This window comes from Hippea jasoniae, from assembly GCF_000744435.1.
GTDB lineage: Bacteria > Campylobacterota_A > Desulfurellia > Desulfurellales > Hippeaceae > Hippea > Hippea jasoniae.
In genome coordinates this window covers 244778-267897 of record NZ_JQLX01000011.1, presented here as the reverse complement: position 1 = coordinate 267897, position 23120 = coordinate 244778, and the positions used below count along the sequence as shown (strand labels likewise).

Annotated in this window: 23 protein-coding genes; 11 read left to right on the top strand and 12 right to left on the bottom strand. The window is 36.7% G+C overall.

Going from position 1 to position 23120, the window contains the following annotated elements; translation table 11 throughout:
* Position 1: 1 nt before the first annotated feature.
* From EK17_RS03545 to EK17_RS03520, 6 genes are all read right to left on the bottom strand, one after another.
* Entirely contained in the window at positions 2-529 is a 528-nt protein-coding gene (locus EK17_RS03545) for a methanogen output domain 1-containing protein (protein WP_035587455.1), read from the bottom strand.
* A gap of 8 nt (positions 530-537) precedes the next feature.
* Complete coding sequence (locus EK17_RS03540) at positions 538-1803, bottom strand: MgtC/SapB family protein (protein ID WP_035587453.1); 1266 nt, start codon at positions 1801-1803, stop codon at positions 538-540.
* A gap of 73 nt (positions 1804-1876) precedes the next feature.
* On the bottom strand, positions 1877-3112 hold the full coding sequence (locus EK17_RS03535; protein WP_198018140.1) for a sodium:solute symporter family protein: 1236 nt from the start codon (positions 3110-3112) through the stop codon (positions 1877-1879).
* Between the two features lie 205 nt (positions 3113-3317).
* A complete protein-coding gene (locus EK17_RS03530) occupies positions 3318-3734 on the bottom strand; it encodes an NIL domain-containing protein (RefSeq protein WP_035587450.1) in 417 nt (138 codons plus the stop codon).
* A gap of 8 nt (positions 3735-3742) precedes the next feature.
* Complete coding sequence (locus EK17_RS03525; RefSeq protein ID WP_035587448.1) at positions 3743-4450, bottom strand: UPF0280 family protein; 708 nt, start codon at positions 4448-4450, stop codon at positions 3743-3745.
* A complete protein-coding gene (locus EK17_RS03520; RefSeq protein WP_035587531.1) occupies positions 4434-5654 on the bottom strand; it encodes a homocysteine biosynthesis protein in 1221 nt (406 codons plus the stop codon). Before EK17_RS03520 ends, EK17_RS03525 begins: the two co-directional genes overlap by 17 nt.
* Positions 5655-5763: 109 nt before the next feature.
* Between EK17_RS03520 and EK17_RS03515 the strand changes: the two genes are divergently transcribed.
* The 6 genes from EK17_RS03515 (at position 5764) to EK17_RS03490 (ending at position 11290) form a co-directional block, all read left to right on the top strand.
* Positions 5764-6417, top strand: a complete 654-nt coding sequence (locus EK17_RS03515) for a YggS family pyridoxal phosphate-dependent enzyme (RefSeq protein ID WP_035587447.1) — start codon at positions 5764-5766, stop codon at positions 6415-6417.
* A 44-nt stretch (positions 6418-6461) separates the two neighbouring features.
* On the top strand, positions 6462-6977 hold the full coding sequence (locus EK17_RS03510) for a cysteine hydrolase family protein (protein WP_035587446.1): 516 nt from the start codon (positions 6462-6464) through the stop codon (positions 6975-6977).
* Between the two features lie 13 nt (positions 6978-6990).
* On the top strand, positions 6991-8139 hold the full coding sequence (locus EK17_RS03505) for a nicotinate phosphoribosyltransferase (RefSeq protein WP_035587445.1): 1149 nt from the start codon (positions 6991-6993) through the stop codon (positions 8137-8139).
* The gene (locus EK17_RS03500) at positions 8132-8899 is read left to right on the top strand and encodes a TatD family hydrolase (RefSeq protein ID WP_035587444.1); all 768 of its coding nucleotides are present in this window, start codon (positions 8132-8134) and stop codon (positions 8897-8899) included. Before EK17_RS03505 ends, EK17_RS03500 begins: the two co-directional genes overlap by 8 nt.
* Before the next feature lie 100 nt (positions 8900-8999).
* Positions 9000-10181, top strand: a complete 1182-nt coding sequence (locus EK17_RS03495) for an aminotransferase class I/II-fold pyridoxal phosphate-dependent enzyme (protein ID WP_035587443.1) — start codon at positions 9000-9002, stop codon at positions 10179-10181.
* Positions 10178-11290: a hypothetical protein gene (locus tag EK17_RS03490; RefSeq protein WP_035587441.1), complete on the top strand. Its 1113-nt coding sequence runs from the start codon at positions 10178-10180 to the stop codon at positions 11288-11290. Before EK17_RS03495 ends, EK17_RS03490 begins: the two co-directional genes overlap by 4 nt.
* 8 nt (positions 11291-11298) lie before the next feature.
* On the opposite strand, the gene EK17_RS03485 is transcribed toward EK17_RS03490, so the two are convergent.
* The 5 genes from EK17_RS03485 to EK17_RS03465 form a co-directional block, all read right to left on the bottom strand.
* Complete coding sequence (locus EK17_RS03485) at positions 11299-12189, bottom strand: proline dehydrogenase family protein (RefSeq protein WP_035587440.1); 891 nt, start codon at positions 12187-12189, stop codon at positions 11299-11301.
* An 11-nt stretch (positions 12190-12200) separates the two neighbouring features.
* Complete coding sequence (gene pruA / locus EK17_RS03480) at positions 12201-13835, bottom strand: L-glutamate gamma-semialdehyde dehydrogenase (RefSeq protein WP_035587438.1); 1635 nt, start codon at positions 13833-13835, stop codon at positions 12201-12203.
* 83 nt (positions 13836-13918) lie between these two features.
* The gene (locus tag EK17_RS03475; RefSeq protein ID WP_035587437.1) at positions 13919-14500 is read right to left on the bottom strand and encodes a hypothetical protein; all 582 of its coding nucleotides are present in this window, start codon (positions 14498-14500) and stop codon (positions 13919-13921) included.
* The gene (locus tag EK17_RS03470; protein WP_035587436.1) at positions 14490-15407 is read right to left on the bottom strand and encodes a DNA polymerase III subunit delta; all 918 of its coding nucleotides are present in this window, start codon (positions 15405-15407) and stop codon (positions 14490-14492) included. Before EK17_RS03470 ends, EK17_RS03475 begins: the two co-directional genes overlap by 11 nt.
* Positions 15376-17019 carry a CTP synthase gene (locus tag EK17_RS03465; protein WP_035587435.1) on the bottom strand — a complete coding sequence of 548 codons (1644 nt, stop codon included), beginning with the start codon at positions 17017-17019 and terminating at the stop codon, positions 15376-15378. The genes EK17_RS03470 and EK17_RS03465 overlap by 32 nt, the downstream gene beginning before the upstream one ends.
* Before the next feature lie 151 nt (positions 17020-17170).
* Between EK17_RS03465 and EK17_RS03460 the strand changes: the two genes are divergently transcribed.
* From EK17_RS03460 to EK17_RS03440, 5 genes are read left to right on the top strand one after another with little or no spacing between them, the layout of a single operon-like run.
* Positions 17171-17413: a PqqD family protein gene (locus EK17_RS03460; protein WP_035587434.1), complete on the top strand. Its 243-nt coding sequence runs from the start codon at positions 17171-17173 to the stop codon at positions 17411-17413.
* A 1-nt stretch (position 17414) separates the two neighbouring features.
* Positions 17415-18443 carry an ATP-grasp domain-containing protein gene (locus EK17_RS03455; protein ID WP_035587432.1) on the top strand — a complete coding sequence of 343 codons (1029 nt, stop codon included), beginning with the start codon at positions 17415-17417 and terminating at the stop codon, positions 18441-18443.
* Positions 18444-18454: 11 nt separating this feature from the next.
* The gene (locus EK17_RS03450) at positions 18455-19813 is read left to right on the top strand and encodes an alanine racemase (protein ID WP_035587430.1); all 1359 of its coding nucleotides are present in this window, start codon (positions 18455-18457) and stop codon (positions 19811-19813) included.
* A complete protein-coding gene (locus EK17_RS03445) occupies positions 19806-21905 on the top strand; it encodes an urea transporter (RefSeq protein WP_051904400.1) in 2100 nt (699 codons plus the stop codon). The genes EK17_RS03450 and EK17_RS03445 overlap by 8 nt, the downstream gene beginning before the upstream one ends.
* A complete protein-coding gene (locus tag EK17_RS03440; protein WP_035587428.1) occupies positions 21902-22522 on the top strand; it encodes a tetratricopeptide repeat protein in 621 nt (206 codons plus the stop codon). The genes EK17_RS03445 and EK17_RS03440 overlap by 4 nt, the downstream gene beginning before the upstream one ends.
* A 21-nt stretch (positions 22523-22543) precedes the next feature.
* On the opposite strand, the gene EK17_RS03435 is transcribed toward EK17_RS03440, so the two are convergent.
* Positions 22544-23038 (bottom strand): ferritin-like domain-containing protein, encoded by a 495-nt coding sequence (locus EK17_RS03435; protein WP_035587426.1) that lies wholly within the window; start codon positions 23036-23038, stop codon positions 22544-22546.
* Between the last annotated feature and the right edge of the window lie 82 nt (positions 23039-23120).

Genomic DNA, 23120 nt, shown 5'->3' with positions numbered 1-23120 from the left:
TTCACCCCTTTTTAAATTTTGGTTTTGCTACAAATTCACACTGTTTGCCGCCTTTTGCTATGGTTGAAATCTCTTCTATTTCCATCACCTCACCAGAAATCATCTGTGCAAACCCTAACATTAAACCTGCCGTTATATTGCAAAAGCCTTTCTGTTTTGAGTAGGGCATAAAATGACACTCATTAAGCGTGAATCTTATGGTATTGTTATCCTGTAATTCTATTGTTATGGCTGGGCCACCTTTTGTTTTTATAAGCTCTGGGAGTATTTTAACTATCTCCTCTTTTGATAGATTTTTCATTAATGAGGTGTCCATATCGAGAGCCTGCATCATTTGAGACGGTATGTTTTTTGCAAGTAACCTCCTTAAAACCTTTGTGCTCTGTTTACCTCCAAAGTAATCTAAAGCTTCAATCAAATTTGCCATCACTATTGCTGCGTATTTATAGCAGATGTGATCCAGAACGCATCTTGTTGGTGTATCAAGACATTTTTCCATCTCTTTTGCTTCCTTTTTTACAATTGCCATTTTTCACCTCAAATAAGTTTATTTAAGAATAAAAAGACAGCTACAGCCGAGACAGCAAGCATAAATAGAAATGCTTTCCATACAGTTTTTGAGAGAGTTTTGCTGCCAAACATCTGAGCGTATATGCCTTTAACCAATGTATTTGTTATACTTGAAATAATGATACCAATCAAAGCCACATCTATATTTATTACACCGCTTTTTGATAACTGGCTCATGGAAATCGTTAAAGGATCTACATCTGCTATACCGCTGATAAAGCCAAGCAGATAGATACCGCTGTTGCCTAAATATGTATGCGCTAATTTTGATAAGATCAATATAATTAGGTAAAACACACCAAACATCAAGGCATGAGATAAATCGTAAGGATTTGAAAAAACAACCTCTACCGATTCGTTTTCTTTAAAAGGTGTTTTAATAAAAAAAACCATGCCTGCAGCAAACATAATAACGGCAAAAACACCAAATTTTATCGCTATTGACGGATATATTACAAACATGATGATAAACTGGCGTAAAAACATTATCGAGCTTGCAAGAACTATGCCCATGGCAAGATCTTTTGAGAGTATATCAGCCTCTTTTGAGCGTTTTGAAAAAGCCAGTGTAACAGCCGTTGAGCTCATAAGACCGCCCAGTATAGCTGTCATAAATAAACCTTTTTTTGAGCCAAACAGCTTTGTTGCGAAATATGCTGCAAACGATATGGAGGATATCAAAACAACCATGGTCCACACAGAGCGGGGATTGATATTTAAAAAAGTAAATCCCCTGTTGGGTAGAAGTGGGTAGAGAATGGCAGTAACAATAAGAAATTTTAAAATAGCCGCCATATCTTTTTCATATATATACTTCTCAACAAAATCATGGAGTGTTTCCCTTAAAGAGAGTATGACCGTTATTAGTATGCTCAATGCAGCAGCCTCAACAATATAACCCTTTGCTAAAACAACACCTACAATAAAGGTAAAAAGCCCGGCAACCTCTGTTGTTATGCCCTTTTTGTTGAATTTAAATGCTTCATAAACATATTCTCCAACAATCATAAGAGAAAAACAAAAAAACACGATAGCAACCAGTATAGCTGAATGTAAAAAATACTCTATAGAAAACCCTAACATCGATATTAAAGGAAATGTTCTTATGCCACCAAAGTGTTTTTCCTCTATTTTTCTATGGTAGGATTCCTGCTCAAGACCGATCAATCCGCCAAGCAAAATACTTGTAATAAGCAAAAAAAACCATTGAGGAATCCATTTAAATATCTCCATGCAAAAACAATAATCATTAGGAGAGCTTTTTTCAAGTATTAATAGCTGTAAAGAAATGCCAGCAAAATATAAATCAGGGGTAGAATGTAGATAATAGCTTTAAATTGCCTGCCTTACGGTTTTTAAAAAATAAAATAATCAAAAGAGGTATAAATACACTTGTACCCCTTAGTCCCATAGACATGTAACTATAATCAAGTATGGTAGAATCAAGTCCACTTAGCACTATAACTGCGGCAGTTAAAAGCACAATAAGCGTGATAGATCTTATTAGCTTCAAACTGTTACCTTTAAATCGATTTTTGATAAAATCAACATAGAGGTTTGTTGTAACACCAAGTGTTAAACCGGCAGCTGTTCCTATGATTATTATCGCTAAGGCTGCCATAAAAAACGCTGCTACAAAAGGGTTTAAATAATCTTTTAAAAAATAGGCGAAAACCAGGGTCGTATTTTTTATACCAGGATGGTGAATTCTCATAAATAGACCTATAATAACCCCCATTATGCCAACAGGAGGGATTAGTGCTGCTGAGAAAAATGCGCCTTTTTGGGCGGTTTTTATGTCTTTTGCAGAAAATATAGCCTGCAGGTATGTCTGTGTGGATAAAACGCCTATCACCATAGATAAAGAATCGATAGCTGCCTTTGATATTCCGTATCCTTTTATTCCTACTATGTCATTTACGGTTAAATTGCTGAATATTTCTGTTCCAAAGTTTGTTTTTACCAGTGCAATAACCGTTGACGTCAGCAGCAGAAAATACATCAAGAAAACTTTGATTTTACCTATAAAAGACGATGATGTAATGCCACCCTTTATTACAAATACCGTTATGACAATAAAGCTTATTAGTGTTGCTGATGTTTTATTAATGTTGTAAATTGTTATAAATATTGACATAACAGCAAGAAATTGAGCTATGATGTGAACATACATACCCAAAGAACTAAAAAAGCTGGTATATTTTTGAATTTTTCTTCCAAAATATATTCCTATAAACTCACTTACTGTAACAACCTCTTTTTCTCTAAGCGGTTTTGAAAAGAATAGACCCAATAGTAAACATGCTACACCGCTAAATAGTGTAAATATCCAGGCTGATAAACCGTAAACATAGGCAAGTTGCACAGTGCCAACCGTTGAGGCTCCACCAACAAGCGTTCCGATAATCACATACGAAACACCGCTTGAGGATAGGTTTCTGTTTGCAAGCGTATAATCGTTATCGTTTTTTGCCTTGGAGTTTTTTAAAAGCCAAAAAGATATGGCAACAACTATTGAGCTAAAAAAAATTTTAACAATCATTGTTAAGTAAAGTATATAAAATAACATAATCTAAATCCAGCGTTACAAAATTAGTTAAAGAACAAGGACTATTAGATTGAGTATATAAGTATTATTGGCCTGTTGACAATGATAAAAACTGCGATTTTATAGGGAGGGAAAAGTTAAAAAACCTACAATAAAGCTTTATAATAGTATGAGACGATAAGCTAAACAATTAAATCTTCTAAAACTCCTCTGGTAGACTCATTGCTTTTACAGGGCAAACCTTTACACAATAACCACAGGCAATACATCTATCTTTAAACAGTTCCACATACATTGTTTTTCTATCCGTTATTGTGAGAGCCTCTGTTGGACAAACAGCCACGCAAAATCCGCAGTGATAACATAGTTTTTCATCCCGCTGAATGCTTTCTTCAACAAATCTAATCGAGACACCATTTTCTTCTAAATAATCCAGGCCTTTGTCAAAATTGTCTTTCTTGCCGCTGATTTCAAGGGTTAATATACCCTCTTTGCGTGGAAAAATATTTGCCCTCATGATATTAAATGTTAAATCAAATTTTTTACATATATCTGAAACAAGCGGCTTATCTGCTATATCTTTTGGAAACCTTAATACAACTTTTTTAGAAATCATAATCCCTCCTAAACAAGCTCTAAATTTCCCCACACACCTATTCTTTTATCTTTAATAAAAACACACCCAACAATATCTTTTTTTGAAGCAAACTCAATAGCCTCTTTTATATCGTCTTCTGTATTAATCATATTTGCCGTTTTTGTTGCCAGTGCATCGCAAAAGGCTACATCAAAACCCACAATTGTTGCAAGGTCTGCTTTTCCAAAGCTTAAAGATGGCCCTATTTTAGCACTTGATGAGCAGATTCCGTAAGGTTTTTGGCTTTTTTCTAACCTAATGTGCAGTTTATCCTTAAAAAAAGTGTTTGTTGTATAAAGCTTAACGACAGGCTCCCTGTTTAATTTCAAAAATACATCGCCACCATTTTCAACCACACATTCTGAGCACTCCTTTAAAATAAACTCTCCAACAATCTCAGCAAAAGCCCCGGCCACAGCAGCCATAGGTCCAACTGAAGCTTTTTTTGCTGCCTCTGCCATTATTCTAACAATCCTTGGGGCATTTTTTTTAATCTCAACAGGTTCAAGTGCGCTTAAAAACGCCTTATGCTGCGCAATATAGTTTTCAAGCAATTGTCTGTGTTTCCTGATAATCTCAAACACCTCGAACTCTAAATTCCTACATGCCTCAACAAAAAGGTCGGTTTGCTTATAGGCAACGGCAAAACCCAAAAGCCCATCTGCGGCAATGCGTTTTCTATAAGTCCTTTCCATAATACTTCTTTGGATATTTCATCGGCTCATAATCTTCAGAAAGAGGCAGACTTGCCGATGGTTTTGTTAAGAAAAACTTTTTGTCCATAATCCACTGCTTTAGCGTTTCTGCTATTTTCATAGCACCATAATAGCTTGAAAGCGGTGTGGCAGGAATCTTTCTGCCGTTAATCTTTAAAAATCCTTCCCTTAAATCCTTATAATTCGTTAAACCGTAGTTGTTGTTTATCTTTAAAGGATAATCGTGTCCATAATCAAAAATATAAGCCTCTATCTCTTCATCTTTAACAGCTGTAAAAAACGCCATCTCCTCATTTAAAATAGGTATGGGGATCCCAACACCAACACTTAGAGAAACGCCATAACCCAAAATCGATGCACCTTTTATAAATTCTGGATTCATCTGTTTCATATCTCCAACAACAGCCAAAGCACCTGCTCCCGTTTTGGGCACGCCTTTTGAGTTTCTCTCTTCGTTGGGGTTGTGCTGCGTGCCAGGCCAGATTACATATCCCACACCGCCAGCTAAAAAGATTCTTGTTCCTATGCCAATAGTTAAATAGAACGGGTCGTTTAGCAGCGGTGATAACTGCCCTGCTGATGAGTATGTGGCGTTTGCCATATTGGGTTTTAAAACACCCATATAGGTATAAATCGTTTTGTTTGTGGAGTTTATGGCAACAGAGTAATTCTGATAAGCATTTCTTGGATTAAGCAGTGTTGCATCCCTTAAATCATCTATGGTAATTGTCATTTCAATCCGTTTTGCAGGGTAGCAGTCTGTACCGTAGCCTTCGGCAACAAGTTTTACGGGTTTTCTTGCAATCAAATCCTCAATCACATGTCCGCCGCCGTATTCAAATCTTCCCGGTCTGACTGCATTTAGTGGATCTCCTTCTTTTACCGCTGTTGCTCCGATGTAGCAATCAACCGCAGCAACGGCACCGTATGCCTCTACATCGTTAAGCCACACCTTGGCCGCTTTTATCTTCGGCGATGTATGACCAAAGTTAAGCAGTGCTCCGCTTGAGCACATAGTTCCAAATGTGCCGGTTGTTACAACATCGACCTTTCTTGCTGCCTCAACAATGCCGTTTTTTTCAACAATATCTATCATCTCTTCGGCATTAACAACAACAGCCTCACCGTTTTTTATCTTTTCATTTATCTGATCAATCGTTTTATTAACCTTAAATTTACTCAACACTAAACCTCCTCTTTTTTGAGAATTAAAATTTCATACCATTGCAGTCTCTAAAAGTCAATTGAATATAGGAAAAAATTGAGTATATTACAACAAAAAGGAGTCAAAAATGGGAATAAAAGAGAATGTAGAGGCGATTTTAAAAGAGATTGGCGGCAAGGCTATTGTTGAGGCTGCTGCCAAAACAAGAACAGCCAAAGAAATTACTGAAGCGATAGAGGCTGGCATAAAGATTATAGGTGAGAACTACATTCAGGATTTCAAAAAGGTTTGTGACGATGTCAAACAGCCCGTCAGGTGGCATTTTATAGGCTCAACAGCCAAACAAAAACATCAGCTTCTTAGAACAAAATATCTCAAAGCTTTTGATATGATAGAGACCTTATGCGATTATGGGTTTGCTTTGGAACTAAACAAAAAATGTGCATCAATTGACAAGATCATGCCTGTTTTAATTGAGGTCAACTCTGCAGAAGAACCTCAAAAAGATGGAATTATGCCAGAGGAGGTTGAAGCATTTATAGAAAAAGTTAACAGCCTTAAAAATATCAAAGTCGAGGGTTTAATGACGATGGGTCCGGCTGATTTAAGCGTTATAAGAAAATATTTTAGACTAACAAAAGAGCTGTTTGATTACCTTATAAAAAAAGGCTATGAGCTTAAATATCTATCGATGGGCATGAGTGATAGCTACAAAATAGCTATAGAAGAGGGGGCAAACATAGTAAGAATAGGAAGCAAAATTTTTGGCCCGAGAACTTGATTTTGTAAAAAGTTGGGTGTATCTTTGCATTCTGGAGGTGAAAAATGGCTAAAGCTGTGCTTGTTGTTGATATGCTTAACGATTTTGTAGAAGATGGGGCACCGTTGAGGGTTGAAGAAAACAAAAAGATTATCCCGAATATAAAAAGGCTTATTGAAAAACAAAGAAAAGAGGGCGCGCATATTATTTATGTCTGCGATTCTCATACCCCTGATGACAAAGAGTTTAAAATCTGGCCCAAACACTGCGTTGAGGGTACAAGGGGCGCTGAAATAGTGGATGAGCTAAAACCCAAAGAGGATGATTTTATCGTCAAAAAAACCACCTATGACGGATTTTATAACACATCCTTAAACGACCTGCTTGTGCAACTTGGCGTCAAAGAGCTTATAATTACGGGATGTGTTATCAATATCTGTATTTTATATACAGCCTCAAGTGCAGTTTTGAGAGGATATGATGTAGAAATTCCCCTTGATTGTGTATCTGCTTTAGATGAAAAATCCCGTCAATGCGCAATAGATCAATTCAAAAATGTATTAAACATAAAACTCACCTAAAAGGAGAAAGAAGATGTTTATAGCCGACGAGGAAACAATAAAAGCTGGCAAGGTCACCGATGTATACTTTGAAAGGGCTTTAAAGGTTATAGAGGCAAAAGACCTTGACAAGCCCGTAAAGGCAGAAATCAGCGTAAAAGGGCTACCTGCAGGATATCAGTGGGCTGTATTTGTAGGACTTGAGGAGGTTTTGCAACTGCTTGAAGGCAAAATGGTCAATGTTCGCTCTATTGCTGAGGGTTCAGTATTTAAAGAAAACCAGCCTGTTATGGAAATAGAGGGTATGTATTCTGAATTTGCCGTATTTGAAACAGCAATTTTGGGGTTTTTATCTCAAGAAAGCGGTGTAGCTACAAAGGCAGCGCGCATAAAAAAGATAGCTGGTCAAAAAACCGTTTTATCCTTTGGTGCAAGAAGGATGCATCCAGCTGTATCTATAGCCATAGAAAGAGCAGCCTACATTGGTGGATGCGATGGTTTTTCAACCGTTGCAGCAGGTGAGGTTTTAGGTATTAAACCGTCAGGCACGATGCCCCATTCGTTGATTTTGCTTGGAGGCGATACAGTTAAGGTTGCCCAATACTTTGATGAGTGCATAGAAAGCGATGTGGCAAGAATAGTTTTGATAGATACATTTGACGATGAAAAGTTTGAGGCTTTAAGGGTTGCTGAGGCTTTAAACAAAAAACTTGCCGGTATCAGACTTGACACACCATCATCAAGAAGGGGCAATATGAGAAAGATTTTAGAGGAGATTCGATGGGAGCTTGACAGCAGGGGCTTTAGACATGTGCAGTTATTTGTAAGTGGCGGGCTAAATGAGCAAACGGTTTCAGAAATCGTAGATATAGCGGATGGTTTTGGTGTTGGAACAAGTATCAGTTCTGCGACAACAATCGATTTTTCTATGGATATTGTTGAAATAGACGGCAAACCTGTAGCCAAGAAGGGTAAAATGTCTGGATCAAAGAGTCTTTTAAGGTGCGATAAATGCTTCAATACGCAGGTTGTGCCATATACGGTTGATCCAAAACCCTGCTCATGCGGCGGTGTTATGGAGGATCTGCTTGAACAAAGGATAAAAAACGGCGAAATCGTTTTTGAGTTTGAGGATGTAAAGACCATCAGAAGCAGGTGTTTAAGGGAGCTTAAGAATGTATAAAATCATAGATACGCACTGCCATATAGATATGGGGGAGTTTGACAAAGACAGAGCCGAAGTTATAGATCGATCCAAAAAAGGCGGTGTTAAAGCGATTATTGTGCCTGCTGTGGTGGAAGAGGATTTTAAAAAAGAGCAAGAGCTTGCCCAAAAATTCGACCTTATTTATCATCTTGTGGGTGTCCATCCGCATGAGGCAAAAACAATAACACCTGACACCTATGATACAGCAATTGATTATCTGAAAAACAAAAAATGCAAAGGTATAGGCGAAATAGGTCTGGATTATTATTACGATAACTCGCCGCGTGATATTCAAAAAGAGGTGTTTGCCAGCTTTGTAGATATTGCCATTGAACACAATAAGCCTGCCTCTATTCATTGTAGGGAAGCTGAGAATGATTTAATCGATATTCTAACCCCGCGTAAGGATTTAAAAGGCGTCATTCACTGTTTCAGTGGCGATGAAAAACTATTAAAATTTGGTCTTGACAGAGGTCTTTACTTTGGCATTGGTGGCGTATTAACATTTAAAAACTCACAATTGAAAAATGTTATCAAGCAAATACCAGCAGAACAGATCGTATTTGAAACGGATGCACCCTACCTTGCACCTGTGCCAAAACGGGGCAAAAGAAATGAGCCGTTGTATATCGCCTTTGTCATAGAAAAAATGGCAGAAATCCTCAATACAGAAGCACAAAAGATAGCAGATACAGCATTCGAAAATTCAAAAAGGATATTTGCACTTGATGTTTAATTAGCACTACAAACACATTTAACATACCCCCTAACCCCTCAACTTGACAAAAAACGCTTTATTTTGTAGAAATAAAAATCATTTAAAAGGGAGAGGTAGGATGGATCTGTTTGAAAAATGTTATAAATTCAAAGCGGCTGAAGAGTTGAGGGCTGTTGGTTTATATCCATACTTTCAGCCAATCTCCTCAGAACAGGATACAGAGGTTATAATCAACGGCAAAAAGGTTTTAATGCTTGGTTCAAATAGCTATCTTGGATTAACGGTCCATCCTAAGGTAAAAGAAGCAGCAATTAAAGCCATTGAAAAATACGGCACGGGATGTGCAGGTTCCCGTTTTTTAAACGGCACACTTGATCTACATGAAGAGCTTGAAGAAAGGCTTGCTGATTTTGTAAACAAAGAAGATGCACTGCTGTTTTCCACAGGTTTTCAGGCAAACTTGGGTGCAATCGCAGGGCTTGTTCAAAAGGGCGAATATGTTATTTTAGATAAATCGGATCATGCAAGCATCGTTGATGGATCACGCCTCTCTTTTGGCACTGTCAAGCGTTTTCTTCACAACGATATGGATTCACTAAAAAAGGTTCTTGAATCATTGGAGCTTGATGCAGGTAAACTCATAGTGGTTGATGGTGTTTATAGCATGGATGGAGATATAGCTAACTTGCCTGAAATGGTTAAACTAAAAAAACAATACAACGCCCGTTTAATGGTTGATGATGCCCATTCTTTTGGTGTGTTGGGCAAAAACGGCCGCGGCACGGCAAACCACTTTGGCCTTGAGGATGAAGTCGATGTAATAATGGGAACATTTTCCAAATCTTTTGCTTCTCTTGGGGGTTTTCTGGCAGCTGACAAAGAGGTTATAGATTATTTAAGGCATTTTGCAAGAAGCGTTATCTTTTCTGCAAGCATAACACCTGCCTCAACCGCAGCTGTTCTTGCAGCTTTGGATATTATGGAAAATGAGCCAGAACTGATAGATAAACTGTGGGCAAACACCGATAGAATGCGCAAAGGTGTTCAGCAGATGGGTTATGATACAGGCACAAGCTGTACCCCCATAATTCCTTTAATAATCGGAGATGATGACAAAGTTTTAAAGATGCGCAGGATGTTGCTTGATGAGGGTGTGTTTGTAAATCCTGTTGTATCACCTGCTGTTCCGCCAAATAAAACACTGATTAGACTATCCTTAATGGCAAGCCATACATTTGAACAGATAGATTTTGCATTGGAGAAGCTTTACAAAGTGGGCAAAGCCGTAGGCGTAATATGATTGAAATAGACCAAACAGAAGATTTAGATGAGTTTGTTGGATTTGAATTTCAACACTACAAAAACGATCCCCTCTATGTGCCGCCGCTGAAGGCAGAGGCAAAAAAACTATTGGATTCAAAAAACAATCCATTTTATAAAAATGCAAAAAGGGCTTTATTTTTAGCAAAAAAGGAAGGAAAAACCATTGGCAGAATAGCAGCGATAGTCAATTACAGACACAACCAATACCACAACGACAAAGTAGGTTTTTTTGGATTCTTTGAATCCATAAACGATATTAATGTGGCAAAAGCGCTGTTTGCAAAAGCAGAGGAGTTTTTAAAGAAAAATAATCTTGAATATATTAGAGGGCCTATTAGCCCATCGATGAACGATATAAGTGGCCTTCTGATAAAGGGTTTTTTTAACGAACCTGTATTTATGATGCCTTATAACAAATACTATTACTCTGAATTAATCGAATCCTGCGGTTTTAAAAAGATCAAAGATCTATACGCTTTTTATCTAACAACGGCAAACAAACCAAAAGAAAGGCTCTTAAAACTTGCCGAGTATGTGCAGAAGAAGTTTAAAATAGAGCTAAAAAGCTTTTCAAAAAAACATTTTGATGATGATGTAAAGGTTATCCATAAGCTTTATTGCGAGGCGTGGAAAAACAACTGGGGATTTGTGCCACCAACCTATGAGGAGTTCTACTACGGCATCAAAGACTTTAAAACGATGGTGGATGAAGAGCTTGTCATAATCGCCTATAAAGATGGCAAACCGTGCGGCTTTTCTGCTATTGTTCCTGACTTCAATCAGCTACTTAAAAAATTGGGCGGCAAAATCACACCTTTTAACCTACCAAAACTTATTTTTGGTTTAAAAAAGATAGACAACTACAGGCTAATAACCCTTGGAGTTACAGATAACTGCAGAAAGATGGGCGTTGATCTTCTGCTTTACATAAAAAGTTTTGAGGTTGTAGAAAGAAGAAAAGGCAGAGGCGGTGAGCTATCCTGGACACTTGAGGATAACGATTCAATAAACAAACCGATTATGAAGATGGGTGCTGAGCATTACAAAACCTACAGAATCTATCAAAAGGGGATAGCCCCGACTTAGAGTCGGAGCTACTTCATATATCCCTCTAAAGCCGATTTGATAATATTGGGGTTTTCTTTCAGTCTCCTAATTGAATACGGCAGCCAATCCTTACCGAAAGGCACATAAACCCTCAACCTGTGCCCGTTGTTTATAATGATTTTTCTTAACTGCTCATCCACGCCTAACAGCATCTGAAATTCATAATCATCCCTGTTGAGGCCGTATTTTCTTATAAGCCTTTCTGCATGGAATACTAAATATTCATCGTGTGTAGCTATTCCCACATAGGCTTTTTTCTCAAACAGGGTTTCCAATGCCCAGATATAGTTATCACGAACAATATCCTTTTCCTTGTAGGCTATCTCTCTGGGCTCATCGTATATACCCTTACAAAGCCTGAAATTAAGCCTGCCATCTGAAAGCCTATGGATATCATCGATCGTGCGTCTCATGTATGCCTGCAAAACCGTGCCGATGTTGTATCTATCTCTATAGTTTCTATAGATTTCCAGTGTATCATCCACGCAGGTTGAATCCTCCATATCTATTCTTACAAATATACCAAGTTCCTTGGCCTTTTCAAAAATCATCTCGATATTTTCAAGGCAGAGGGCCTTTGAAAGCTTAAGGCCCATCTGCGTAAGTTTTAAAGAGAGGTTTGCATTTAGTTTATGCTGATCAATTGCCTCTAAAACCTTTATAGCAAGATCTCTAAAATGCCAGGTTTCCTCCTTTGTTGACACAAATTCGCCCAACACATCGATTGTTGTCATGGCGCCTTCTGCGTTGAGCTTCTTTGTTGTGCGAATTGCGTCATTTAGCGTGGGTCCTGCTATATATTTTTTTGCAAACACAGCAATAGCTTGAGGAGGAACCTTATCGATGACCATGCTGACACTTTTATTAAAAAGCGACATCTGCTTACTCCTTATTCTTCTTTCATAAACGGATACTCAAAACTCTCAGGAGCCAGGAAGTTTTCCTTTATTGCCCTTGGAGTAACCCATCTTAATAGGTTCAGGTGGCTTCCAGCCTTATCGTTTGTTCCGCTTGCCCTTGCACCTCCAAACGGCTGCTGACCAACAACAGCACCGGTTGGTTTGTCGTTGATATAGAAGTTGCCTGCGCTGTTTTCAAGTATATCGATAGCAAGGCGTGTTGCATCCCTATCCTCGCTGAAAATAGCTCCTGTTAAGCCGTATGGACTTGTCTGATCGCACAGATAGAGTGTCTCTTCATATTTATCATCATCGTAAGGATAAATCGTTACAACAGGTCCAAAGATCTCTTCCTCCATTGTTTTGAAGTGAGGATTGTGTGTTAAAATTACAGTGGGTTTCACAAAATATCCTTTGGAATCATCATATTCTCCGCCTTTAATGATTTCGGCATCCGATGCATTCTTTGCATAATCTATGTAGTTTACAATCTTATTGTAAGCCTCTCTATCTATTACAGCATTCATAAAGTTTGTGAAATCCTCAGGTGAACCCATCTTTATCTTATCTATCTCTGAGAGTAACTCATCTTTTATACTATCCCACATACTCTGCGGTAGATAGACCCTTGAAACGGCAGAGCATTTTTGACCCTGATACTCGTATGCCCCCCTGATTATGGCTGTAATAAGCTTCTTTGTATTGGCTGACTTATGGGCAAAGATATAGTCTTTACCGCCTGTCTCACCAACAATTCTTGGATATGCTTTATATTTATGTAAATTATCAGCCATCATCTGCCACATCTTCTGGAAGGTCTCAACACTACCGGTAAAATGCAAACCTGCAAAATACTCAGAATTAAATACAATATTACCCACATCCCTGCCGCTTGATGGTATAAAGTTTATAACGCCATCTGGTAAGCCTGCCTCCTGTAGAATTTTCATAAAGATGTAGGGTGCATAAACAGAACTGCTTGCAGGCTTCCATAAAACAACATTACCCATAATTGCAGGTGCTGTTGGAAGGTTACCCGAAATAGAAACAAAGTTAAACGGCGGAACGGCAAATATAAACCCTTCAAGCGGTCTGTACTGCATGATATTCCATGTGCCCAGAGGTGAGTGAGGTGGCTGCTCTTCGTATATCTTTTTCATAAAGTAGAGGTTAAATCTCAAAAAGTCTATTAGCTCGCATGCAGAGTCGATTTCAGCCTGAAACACATTCTTGCTTAAGGAAAGCATTGTTACAGCATTAATCAAATATCTATATTTTTTGCTTAACAGTTCTGCAGCCTTTAAAAATATTGCAGCTCTGTCAACCCAATCATACTCTCTCCACTTCTTTGCTGCCTCCATAGAGGCTTCGATAGCCATCTTTATCTCTTTTTCTCCAGCCTTATGATAAACACCAAGAACCGATTTTGTATCATGCGGCTCAACAATTTCTACTGTGTTGCCTGTTTTTATCTCCTCGCCACCAATAATCAATGGAATTTCTATCTGTTTTGACTTAACTTCCTTTATTGCCTCTTTAAGTAAAGCCCTTTCCTCAGTCCCCGGTGCATAAGAATAAACCGGTTCGTTAGCTGGTAATGGAATCCTTGCTATGGTATTTCGCATACCTCACCTCCTTAAAATGATTTTAAACTACTTTCACTATAATGAACATACCTCAAATTTATAATAAAATCAAGTTTAAAATTTCAAACAAGCGAGCATGTAAAGGAAATCATAAAGAAATCTTTCTCAAATAGCCTGTTTTTGAGGTTCAATTTAAATAAAATGTTCTGTTGATTTTCATCTATGGATAACTTCATGTTTTCTTTGAATACACAGCCAAAATAGAGGTTTTGATTCTCGTTTACAAAGAGCAGATCATCAGTATCTTTTTCTGAAAAGTTCTCTATATAAAACTTCTCATTTTTTAGCATAAAGTAATCAAAAAACCTTCTAACACCAAATGCAATACTAAAATCAATCTCTGTTTCTTTTTTTGAAATTATATACACATCAAGCGTTATTTTGTGTTTATCAAAACCTATAATCTTCTCAATCGCTAAATGCTCAAGTTCACTTTCAAATCTAATGGTTGTTGAGCGGGCAGTTGCATATTGATAGCCTATATCTTTGCCGTTTATGTTCTCATAAGCGTTATCTATCAATGTCGTATCGTTAAGTAGTTTTAGATAGTTTAGCCTCCCATTAAAATCAACTTTAGCTTCAAAATCGCAGTTTTTTAGACTATAAAAACCGTTTTCTTCTAAAATCTCAACATCACAACTCATCCTGCATCCACACGACAAACATAGCTTTTATGTAGCTTGAAAGGTATTCATTGCTTGATGATTTAATAAGTTTATCTGTCTCATAAAGCTTTTTTAACAATACCCCAACCTTTTTGCATCCTATATCTTTAGCCAGTCCTGCATATCTAAAATAGAATCTGCCAAAGAGTTTTTCAAAACACTGTTCAGAGCATACGCATGCCGCATATATTTTTATGACCTCTTTTGAGAGCATATAAATAAACACTGGCAAAGAAAGGGTGGATAGAACAGCATCAACCAAATCGGATATTCCCTTTTGCGTTTTCTCTTCAAAGAGTTTTTGTAGCATTTTAAAATCAAAAACCGTTTTGTGGGCAAGGCATGCTTGTATGTCATCAAGTTCTATTGAGTTTTTATCTATAGTATACAAAAGGAGTTTTTCTGTCTCATTGTAAAGCATTGATGTCGTTTGGTTAACAAAATATCCTGATAAGATATCAAGATTTTTCTCTGAAATTGCTTTATTCTCCCTCTTGAGTTTATTTTTTAGATAAGCCTTTATTTCATCAAAGGATGGTTTTGTAAACTCAACTGTAGCATCGTTTTTGAGTTTGCACTCAATCGGATCAAATATAACAATGTGGCGTTTTGGCTTAAATAGAATAGTTTTTTTATCCAAAGCAAAATTAAGCTTGAGATGATAAACCCTTTGTGAGCTATCAAAAAGCCCTTCTGATAAGATTTTAAACCTGATATCTTCAAGCTCATCTATCTGGAGTATATTTAATTTTACAGGCTCAAAACCTGATACCTTTACAATTCTATTTACATAAATCTCTTTTAAGAAATAATCATCTCCACAGAAGATGTATAGATTATCTAACTGTTTTTTTTCAAGTTTCTGTCTTAGCTGTTTTTGATTCATAGCTCTTTTCAACAAACGCTTTTATTACAGGATGCGGTTTTAGAGGCCTTGATTTAAACTCTGGATGAAACTGCACACCTATGAAAAATGGATGGTTTTTCAATTCGATTATCTCAACAAACTCACCATCGGGGCTTTCTCCGCTTATAACAAGACCATGTTTTATAAATAAATCCTTATAGTCGTTGTTAAACTCATATCTGTGCCTATGCCTTTCTGAAATATCCTCCTTTTTGTAAATGGAATGGGCAAGCGTATCGGGTTTAATCCTGCATGGATATGCACCAAGCCTCATCGTACCGCCTTTGTCGGAATCCTCACTTCGCTGGATAATTTCGCCATCCTTTTGCCATCTTTTGGCAAGATGAATAACCCTGTGTTCGGCTTCCTTTTTAAATTCCTCTGAATGAGCATCTTTCAGCCCAACGACATTTCTTGCAAATTCAACAACAGCTGTTTGCATGCCAAGACATATGCCCAAAAATGGAATATTATTTTCTCGTGCGTATCTTATGGCGTTGATTTTGCCTTCTATTCCTCTAAAGCCAAATCCACCAGGCACCAATATGCCATCTACATCGCCAAGCAACTCTTCAGCTGATTTTTGTTCAAGCTCCTCAGATTCAATCCATTTAAGTTCCACTTTTAAATCCAATTTAGCTCCAGCATGGATAAACGACTCTATCAGGCTTTTGTAGGACTCTTTAAGCTCCACATACTTGCCAACAAAGGCTATTTTAACCTTATTTTTTGGTTTTTTAATAGCCTCAACCATTTTCTCCCAATCGGCAAGGTCAACTTCTCTATCAGTTTTTATACTCAGTTTATCTATAACCAATCTATCCAGCTTTTCCTTTTTGAATTTAAGTGGTATTTCATAGACTGTTTCTACATCAACGGCATTTATAACGGCGTTTTTTTCCACATTGCAAAACATTGCAATCTTTTCTTTGGCTTCTTTTGTAAGCCTTTTTTCACTTCTGCAGACAATAATATCGGGTGCAATACCGATGGATTGCAACTCCTTAACCGAATGCTGAGTGGGTTTTGTTTTTAGCTCTCCAGCTGCTTTGATATATGGAACAAGCGTAAGGTGTATGTAAAGGCAGTTTTGTCTGCCCACATCGTATCTCATCTGTCTTATCGCCTCAAGGAACGGCAGGCCCTCTATATCTCCGATTGTGCCACCGATTTCAACGATTAAAATATCTACACCTTTTCCTGCTTCTTTAATGCGCGATTTTATTTCATCCGTAATATGTGGTATCACCTGAACCGTTTTGCCTAAATAATCGCCTCTTCGCTCTTTTTTAATTACAGTGAAATACACCTGACCGGTGGTGAAGTTGTTTTTTCTGCTTAAAGTCAAACCTGTAAAACGCTCATAATGGCCAAGGTCAAGGTCTGTTTCAGCACCATCATCCAGTACATACACCTCGCCATGTTGATAAGGATTCATTGTTCCCGGATCGACATTAATATAAGGGTCTATCTTCACAAGTGAAATTTTTAAATCATAAGCCATCAATAAAAAACCAAGAGATGCGCTTGTGATACCCTTTCCCAGTGATGAAACAACACCGCCTGTAATAAAAATATACTTTTTAGCCATAAACCACCCCTTTTTTTATAACTTCCGTTTTAAAGTATAAAAAACATTAGCTACTTAAAGCAAGAAAAACATCCTTCCAAAAAAAATTTTAACGATATTTTAACGATTTTTTTTATAATAGTTTTTAACAATATGATTATGGAGGTGGTGCATGAAAAATATCAAAAGTCTTGCAATAAGTGAAGATGGTTTTATCTTCGATCCCCAGACGGGCAATAGCTATACAGTAAATAAAACAGGTTTGTTTATTATAAAATTGCTAAAGGAAAACAAAAGCGAAGATGAGATAGTTGAAATATTAACAAATGAATACGATATTGATAAAAACGAAGCCCAGAAAGATGTTGCGGATTTTATAGGTTATTTAAAAACTCTGGGGTTAATGGAGAATTAATATGTGTAAAGTTGCAATAACAGGCATTAATGCTGTTGACAATCCGGGTCCTGGCCTTGGAATTGCAAAAAGTGTTAAGGAAGCAGAGCCTGAAGCATTTATCGTAGGGTTAGCCTACGATGCTATGGAACCGGGTGTGTATTTAAAAAAATATTTTGATCGCAGTTTTATTATGCCTTATCCATCTGAAGGAGAAAATAGATTTATTGAAAGACTGAGTTACATAAAAAGTTGCAGTGATATTGAAATTGTGATTCCTGCTTTAGATGCTGAACTGCCTCTATTCATAAAAACAAGAGAAAAAATTGAAACAATGGGTATTAAAACTTTTCTACCCGAAGAAAATCAGTTTAAACTTAGAGGTAAAGATAAGCTACCAGAAATAGAGGAAAAAATAGGTATTAACATACCCAAAACATTTATAGTTACTTCTTATGAAGATCTGATAAAAGCTACAGAAGAAATAGGCTTTCCAGTTATGATTAAAGGTATTTTTTACAAAGCATACAGGGCTTTTAATATCACACAGGCAACTAACTATTTTAATAATATTGTATCTGAGTGGGGATATCCTATCATAGTGCAAGAGGTCATCAATGGGGAAGAGGTTAATGTTGTGGGTGTTGGAGATGGAGAAGGTGGTCATTTTGGTCTGGTTGCCATAAAAAAAATGTGGACTACAAATCTGGGGAAGATATGGACTGGAGTAACGATAGTGAATGAAAACTTGCTGGAGGCTGCCAGTAGATTTGTAAAAGAATTTAAGTGGAGAGGTGCATTTGAATTTGAATGCCTACTAACCCAGAATAATATTTATCTAATTGAGATAAATCCCCGATTCCCTGCATGGGTATATTTTTCAGCAGCCGTAGGTGTTAATTTACCTCACCGATTACTTTTAGCTGCAGCAGGTAAAGAACCTCCAAGGGACTCTTCGTACGAGGCAGGAAAACTGTATATTAGATACACGGACGATTTTATAATAAATATTGATGAATTTCAAAACATGGTAATAAAAGGCGAAAATTAAGGAGGAAAGCAATGACTGAGCAGTACGAAAAGCCTGTTATAACATTACTCAAAAGTGGACTGATGAATAAATTTGGAACTCTTGTGGGTTTGCAGAAGATTAGAAAAGATATCGATGGGGTGTTAATCGAAGAACTTGTTAACAAATATAGAAGCCCTTTATTTGTTTTCTCGGAGAAAAAATTGAGGGAAAAATTTAGAGAATTTAAAAACGCTTTTAGTCTGCGATATCCAAATGTAGAATTTAGCTGGTCATATAAAACAAACTATTTGGATGCCATATGCGCTATACTACACTCTGAGGGTGAAACAGCTGAGGTAGTCTCAGAATTTGAATATGATAAAGCAAGAAGGCTCGGAATTCCTGGCGAAAAAATCATTTACAATGGGCCATTTAAACCCATTGAGTCATTAAAAAAAGCAGCAGAAGAAGGTGCAAGGATAAATATAGATCATTTTGAAGAAATATCGGATCTTGAAAAAGTATCTGAAGAACTTTCAAAAACAATTAATGTTGCAATAAGAGTCAATATGGATACGGGCATACATCCTCAGTGGAGTAGATTTGGCTTCAATATAGAGAACGGCCAGGCATGGAGCGCTGCAAAAAGAATTTTTTCAGGCGGAAAACTCAAACTTAATGGATTGCATTGTCATATTGGAACTTTTATTTTAGAGCCAAACGCATACAAAAATGAAGTTAAAAAAATGATCGATCTGGCTTACAGAATAGAAGATGAACTGGGATTCAAAATAGAATACTTTGATATAGGCGGTGGCTTTCCATCAAAAAATAGACTCAGAGGACTTTATATGCCGCCAGAAATCTCTATTCCATCTATTGATCAATTTGCTGAGAGCGTGTGCGATACATTGTTGACCAATTTACGCCCCAATGATTACCCAAAACTTATTATTGAAAGTGGTAGAGCGATTGTTGATGAGGCAGGATTTTTGATAGCAACAGTTCATGCCTCAAAAAGGCTTCCCGATGGAAAAAGAGCTTATATTATCGACGCTGGCGTCAATATCTTGTTTACTGCGTTCTGGTATCATTTTAATATTGAATTTGATAGAATCATTGAAGGTGTTGCTGAGCCAAGCATTTTGTATGGACCTTTATGTATGAATATTGATGTGATTGATGATCACCTGAATTTACCTCCTCTAACAAGAGGAACAAAGCTTGTTATTTCACCTGTTGGTGCATACAACACCACTCAATGGATGCAGTTTATACGATACAGACCCAATGTTGTGCTTGTAGGAATAAACGGAGAGGTTGATTTAATTAGAAAAGCTGAAACTCTTGAAAATATAATAGAGCAAGAATATTTACCTGAAAGGCTAAAAATTAAAACTTATGAATAAATTTTCTAAACTCTTTGACCAAGCAAAAAAAGTTGCTACACCTATATCAAAAAGCTATTCAGCAATTCTATTTAACTCTAATATATATGCAGGTTTAACCTTAATACTTTTAACATTTATTAACATCAATATAGGTATTGGAGGCCTTATATCTGTAATCTCTGCGTATATTGTAGCCATGCTTTTTGGACTGAACAAGGAGTTCCTTAAGCTTGATTATTATATATATAATCCCCTTTTAGTTGGCCTATCTTTAGGTTTTTTGTTTAAAATAAATTACATAAGTTTGCTGCTGTTTATTGTTGGGGGTGTGTTTACATTTTTTTTAACATATACAATATCGGTACTATTCTACAATTACCTAAAACTCCCAACTCTCAGTTTACCTTTTGTTATTTCAAGCTCTATATTGTATTTAGCATCTTTGAAATACTCCAATCTATTTGTTAGTAGCCTCTATAACTATTACCATATTGAACTCAACAGTGTAGACATACCTTTATGGATAAAAGGATATCTTACTTCTCTGGGAACAATCTTTTTTCTTCCGAATTTAGCTGCAGGTTTGGTAGTGAGTATAATTATTTTAATGGTATCCAGAATTTTCTTTATTTTATCGATTATTGGGTATTTTACAGGAGCACTAACAACAGCATTATTTACAGGTTCCACAGTGTCAGCCTTTTCTGATCCGTCTGCTTTCAATTTTATACTGGTTGCTATGGCGATAGGTGGTGTATTTCTAATACCATCGCCAAAAAGCTACATTTTTGCTGTATTATCGGTTATTATTGCCGCTCCTATCGTTGATGCAGCAAAAATCTTCTGGGAAAATTACGGAATCCCGGTATTTGCTTTGCCCTTTAATTTAGTAACCTTCCTTTTTCTTTTTGTGTTTTTTTGGACGGGATATATAGGTATAACAAAATTATATAAAGGCTCACCTGAAAAAACTTTAGATTATCACTTAACTATTTCATCGCGCTTTCCCTTCACAGGTAGAGAAATATTTTTGCCATTTTCAGGAAAATGGACGGTATGGCAATCGTTTGATGGAGAGTGGACCCATAAGGGTTTATGGAGACATGCTGTTGACTTTGTAGTAACAGACGACAAAGGCAAAACATTTTCCAATAATGGCAAATTTCTTCAAGATTATTACGCTTTTGGAAAACCTGTACTTTCCCCTGTTGATGGGTACATATACGATTATGTAGACAATATTGAAGATAATCCCCCTTCAGAAGTAAACAGGCAAAACAATTGGGGCAACTATGTTCTTATATATGATAATAGGGGTTTTTATGTTTTGATTGCTCATTTGAAGAAAAATTCAATAAGAGTAAAAAAAGGAGATGTTGTACAAAAGGGGTCAATTATTGGTTTGTGCGGAAATTCTGGCTACTCCCCTCAACCCCATATCCATATACAGGTGCAACTGTATCCTAAAATTGGATCGCCTACTGTTGATTTCAAATTTTATTCTTATATAAGAAATAATGAGTTTTTTGATGTTGGTATACCCGCTTCAAATGACATCATAGAGCCCATTATAACAGACAAAAGCCTTTTCTCTAAACTTAATTTACAACTGGATTATGAAGAATCCTATGCCATAAAAAATAAAAACAACATTAAACACTTTAAAATTAGAGTCAGAATGGCAAATGATGGAACATTCTATATAACGGATGGTAAAGCAAAATTATATTTCGGTCTATCCCATTCAACATTCTACTTTTACCATATGGAGGGCGATTATTCGTCTCCACTAAAATACTTTTTTTACTCAGCCTCAAAAATTTTACTCTCCAACCATATAAATGCAACATGGAAAGATTATCTACCCCTTCACTCTTTGCCTTCGCGCATACAAAAGGAGTTTTTATTGTTTTTATCCTCATTTAAGCATAATTTGTTCTCTATCTTGTCAGAAACAGCTTTTGTATCCGATAAAAAACTGAAACGCACAATAAATTTTCTTGGAAAAAAAATAGAAAGTTTTGTAGAAATATCTGACGATTATGGATTTGAGAAGATTATTTATGAAAATATAGAAATTACAAAAGTCAAAGGAGGGAAGCAGGTATGAAAAAACTTACTTTTGTGCTACTTATGGTTTTAATCGTTGCAACAACAAGTTGTGCCACAACTTCTCAAACAATTGAGGGTGCCTACAAAAGAAGCTTTACTTATGAGAAAAGCAGGGATTTAAAAGATGCAATTATGGCTTTATTGCCGGTTTATAAAAAATATCCAGATGGTTATACGGTTAACCTCAGACTGGGGTGGTTGTATTACTTAAAAGGAAACTATGCAAACTCCGAATTTCATTACAAAAAAGCGTTAAAAGTATTTCCCTACTCTGCTGAAGCTATGCTTGGATTATCTCTACCGTATATGGCCCAAAAAAGATGGAAAGATACAGAAATACTCATGTATAAACTAATAAAGATAGATTTTTACAACTATTATGGAAATTTAAGATTAGCCTATGTATTAAACCAGGAGAAAAAATATTCAGATGCAATCAAGGTAGAGCAGAAAATGCTAAAGCTTTACCCCACAGACATAAACTTTCTCACCCAGCTTGGCCTATCCTATCTCTACTCTGGAAACAAGAAATACGCTTTAGATATCTTTTCAAATATACTTATTCTCGATCCTGAAAATATTACAGCCAAAAGTGTTTTAGGAAAGAAAAAATAAAAAAGAGGGTTGCCCCCTCTTTTATTTTTTAATTAAAATCTCTAAATCCTCCAATAGTCCCTGCAGATCCTCTTCATGTTCAACCTCATCTTCTAAAATCTGCAGTGCAAGGTTGTAGGTTACCGGATCTTTCATGTGGGTAGTTTCAATTAGGCTCTTATAAACATCTATAGCGCACTGCTCACCCTTGATGTTCTGTTTTAAAATCTCCTCTACAAATGGATTCTCGGGTGCATCGTAGCCGCAGTTTGTAAAATCATACCACTGCTTTGGTTGCAGAATAGGAACACCACCCAACTGGATTATCCTGTTTGCAACCATATCGGCATGCCTCAACTCATCGTTTGCATGCTCGGTTAGCTCCGTGATCACTGCATCCTTCATAGGGCCCTTTACGACCTTTGCTCCAAGCCAGTATTGATAATAGGCAAGCCATTCATCAGCATAGGCTTTGTTTAAAAGATCAATGACCTCTTTTACATCCATTCCCACAATCTCAATACCCTTGCTTCCCATATATCACCTCCTAAAAAAGCAATCTTTAAAAGTATACACAAAAACAAAAGACTTTACAATAAAAGCCTTTTTGGTTAATATA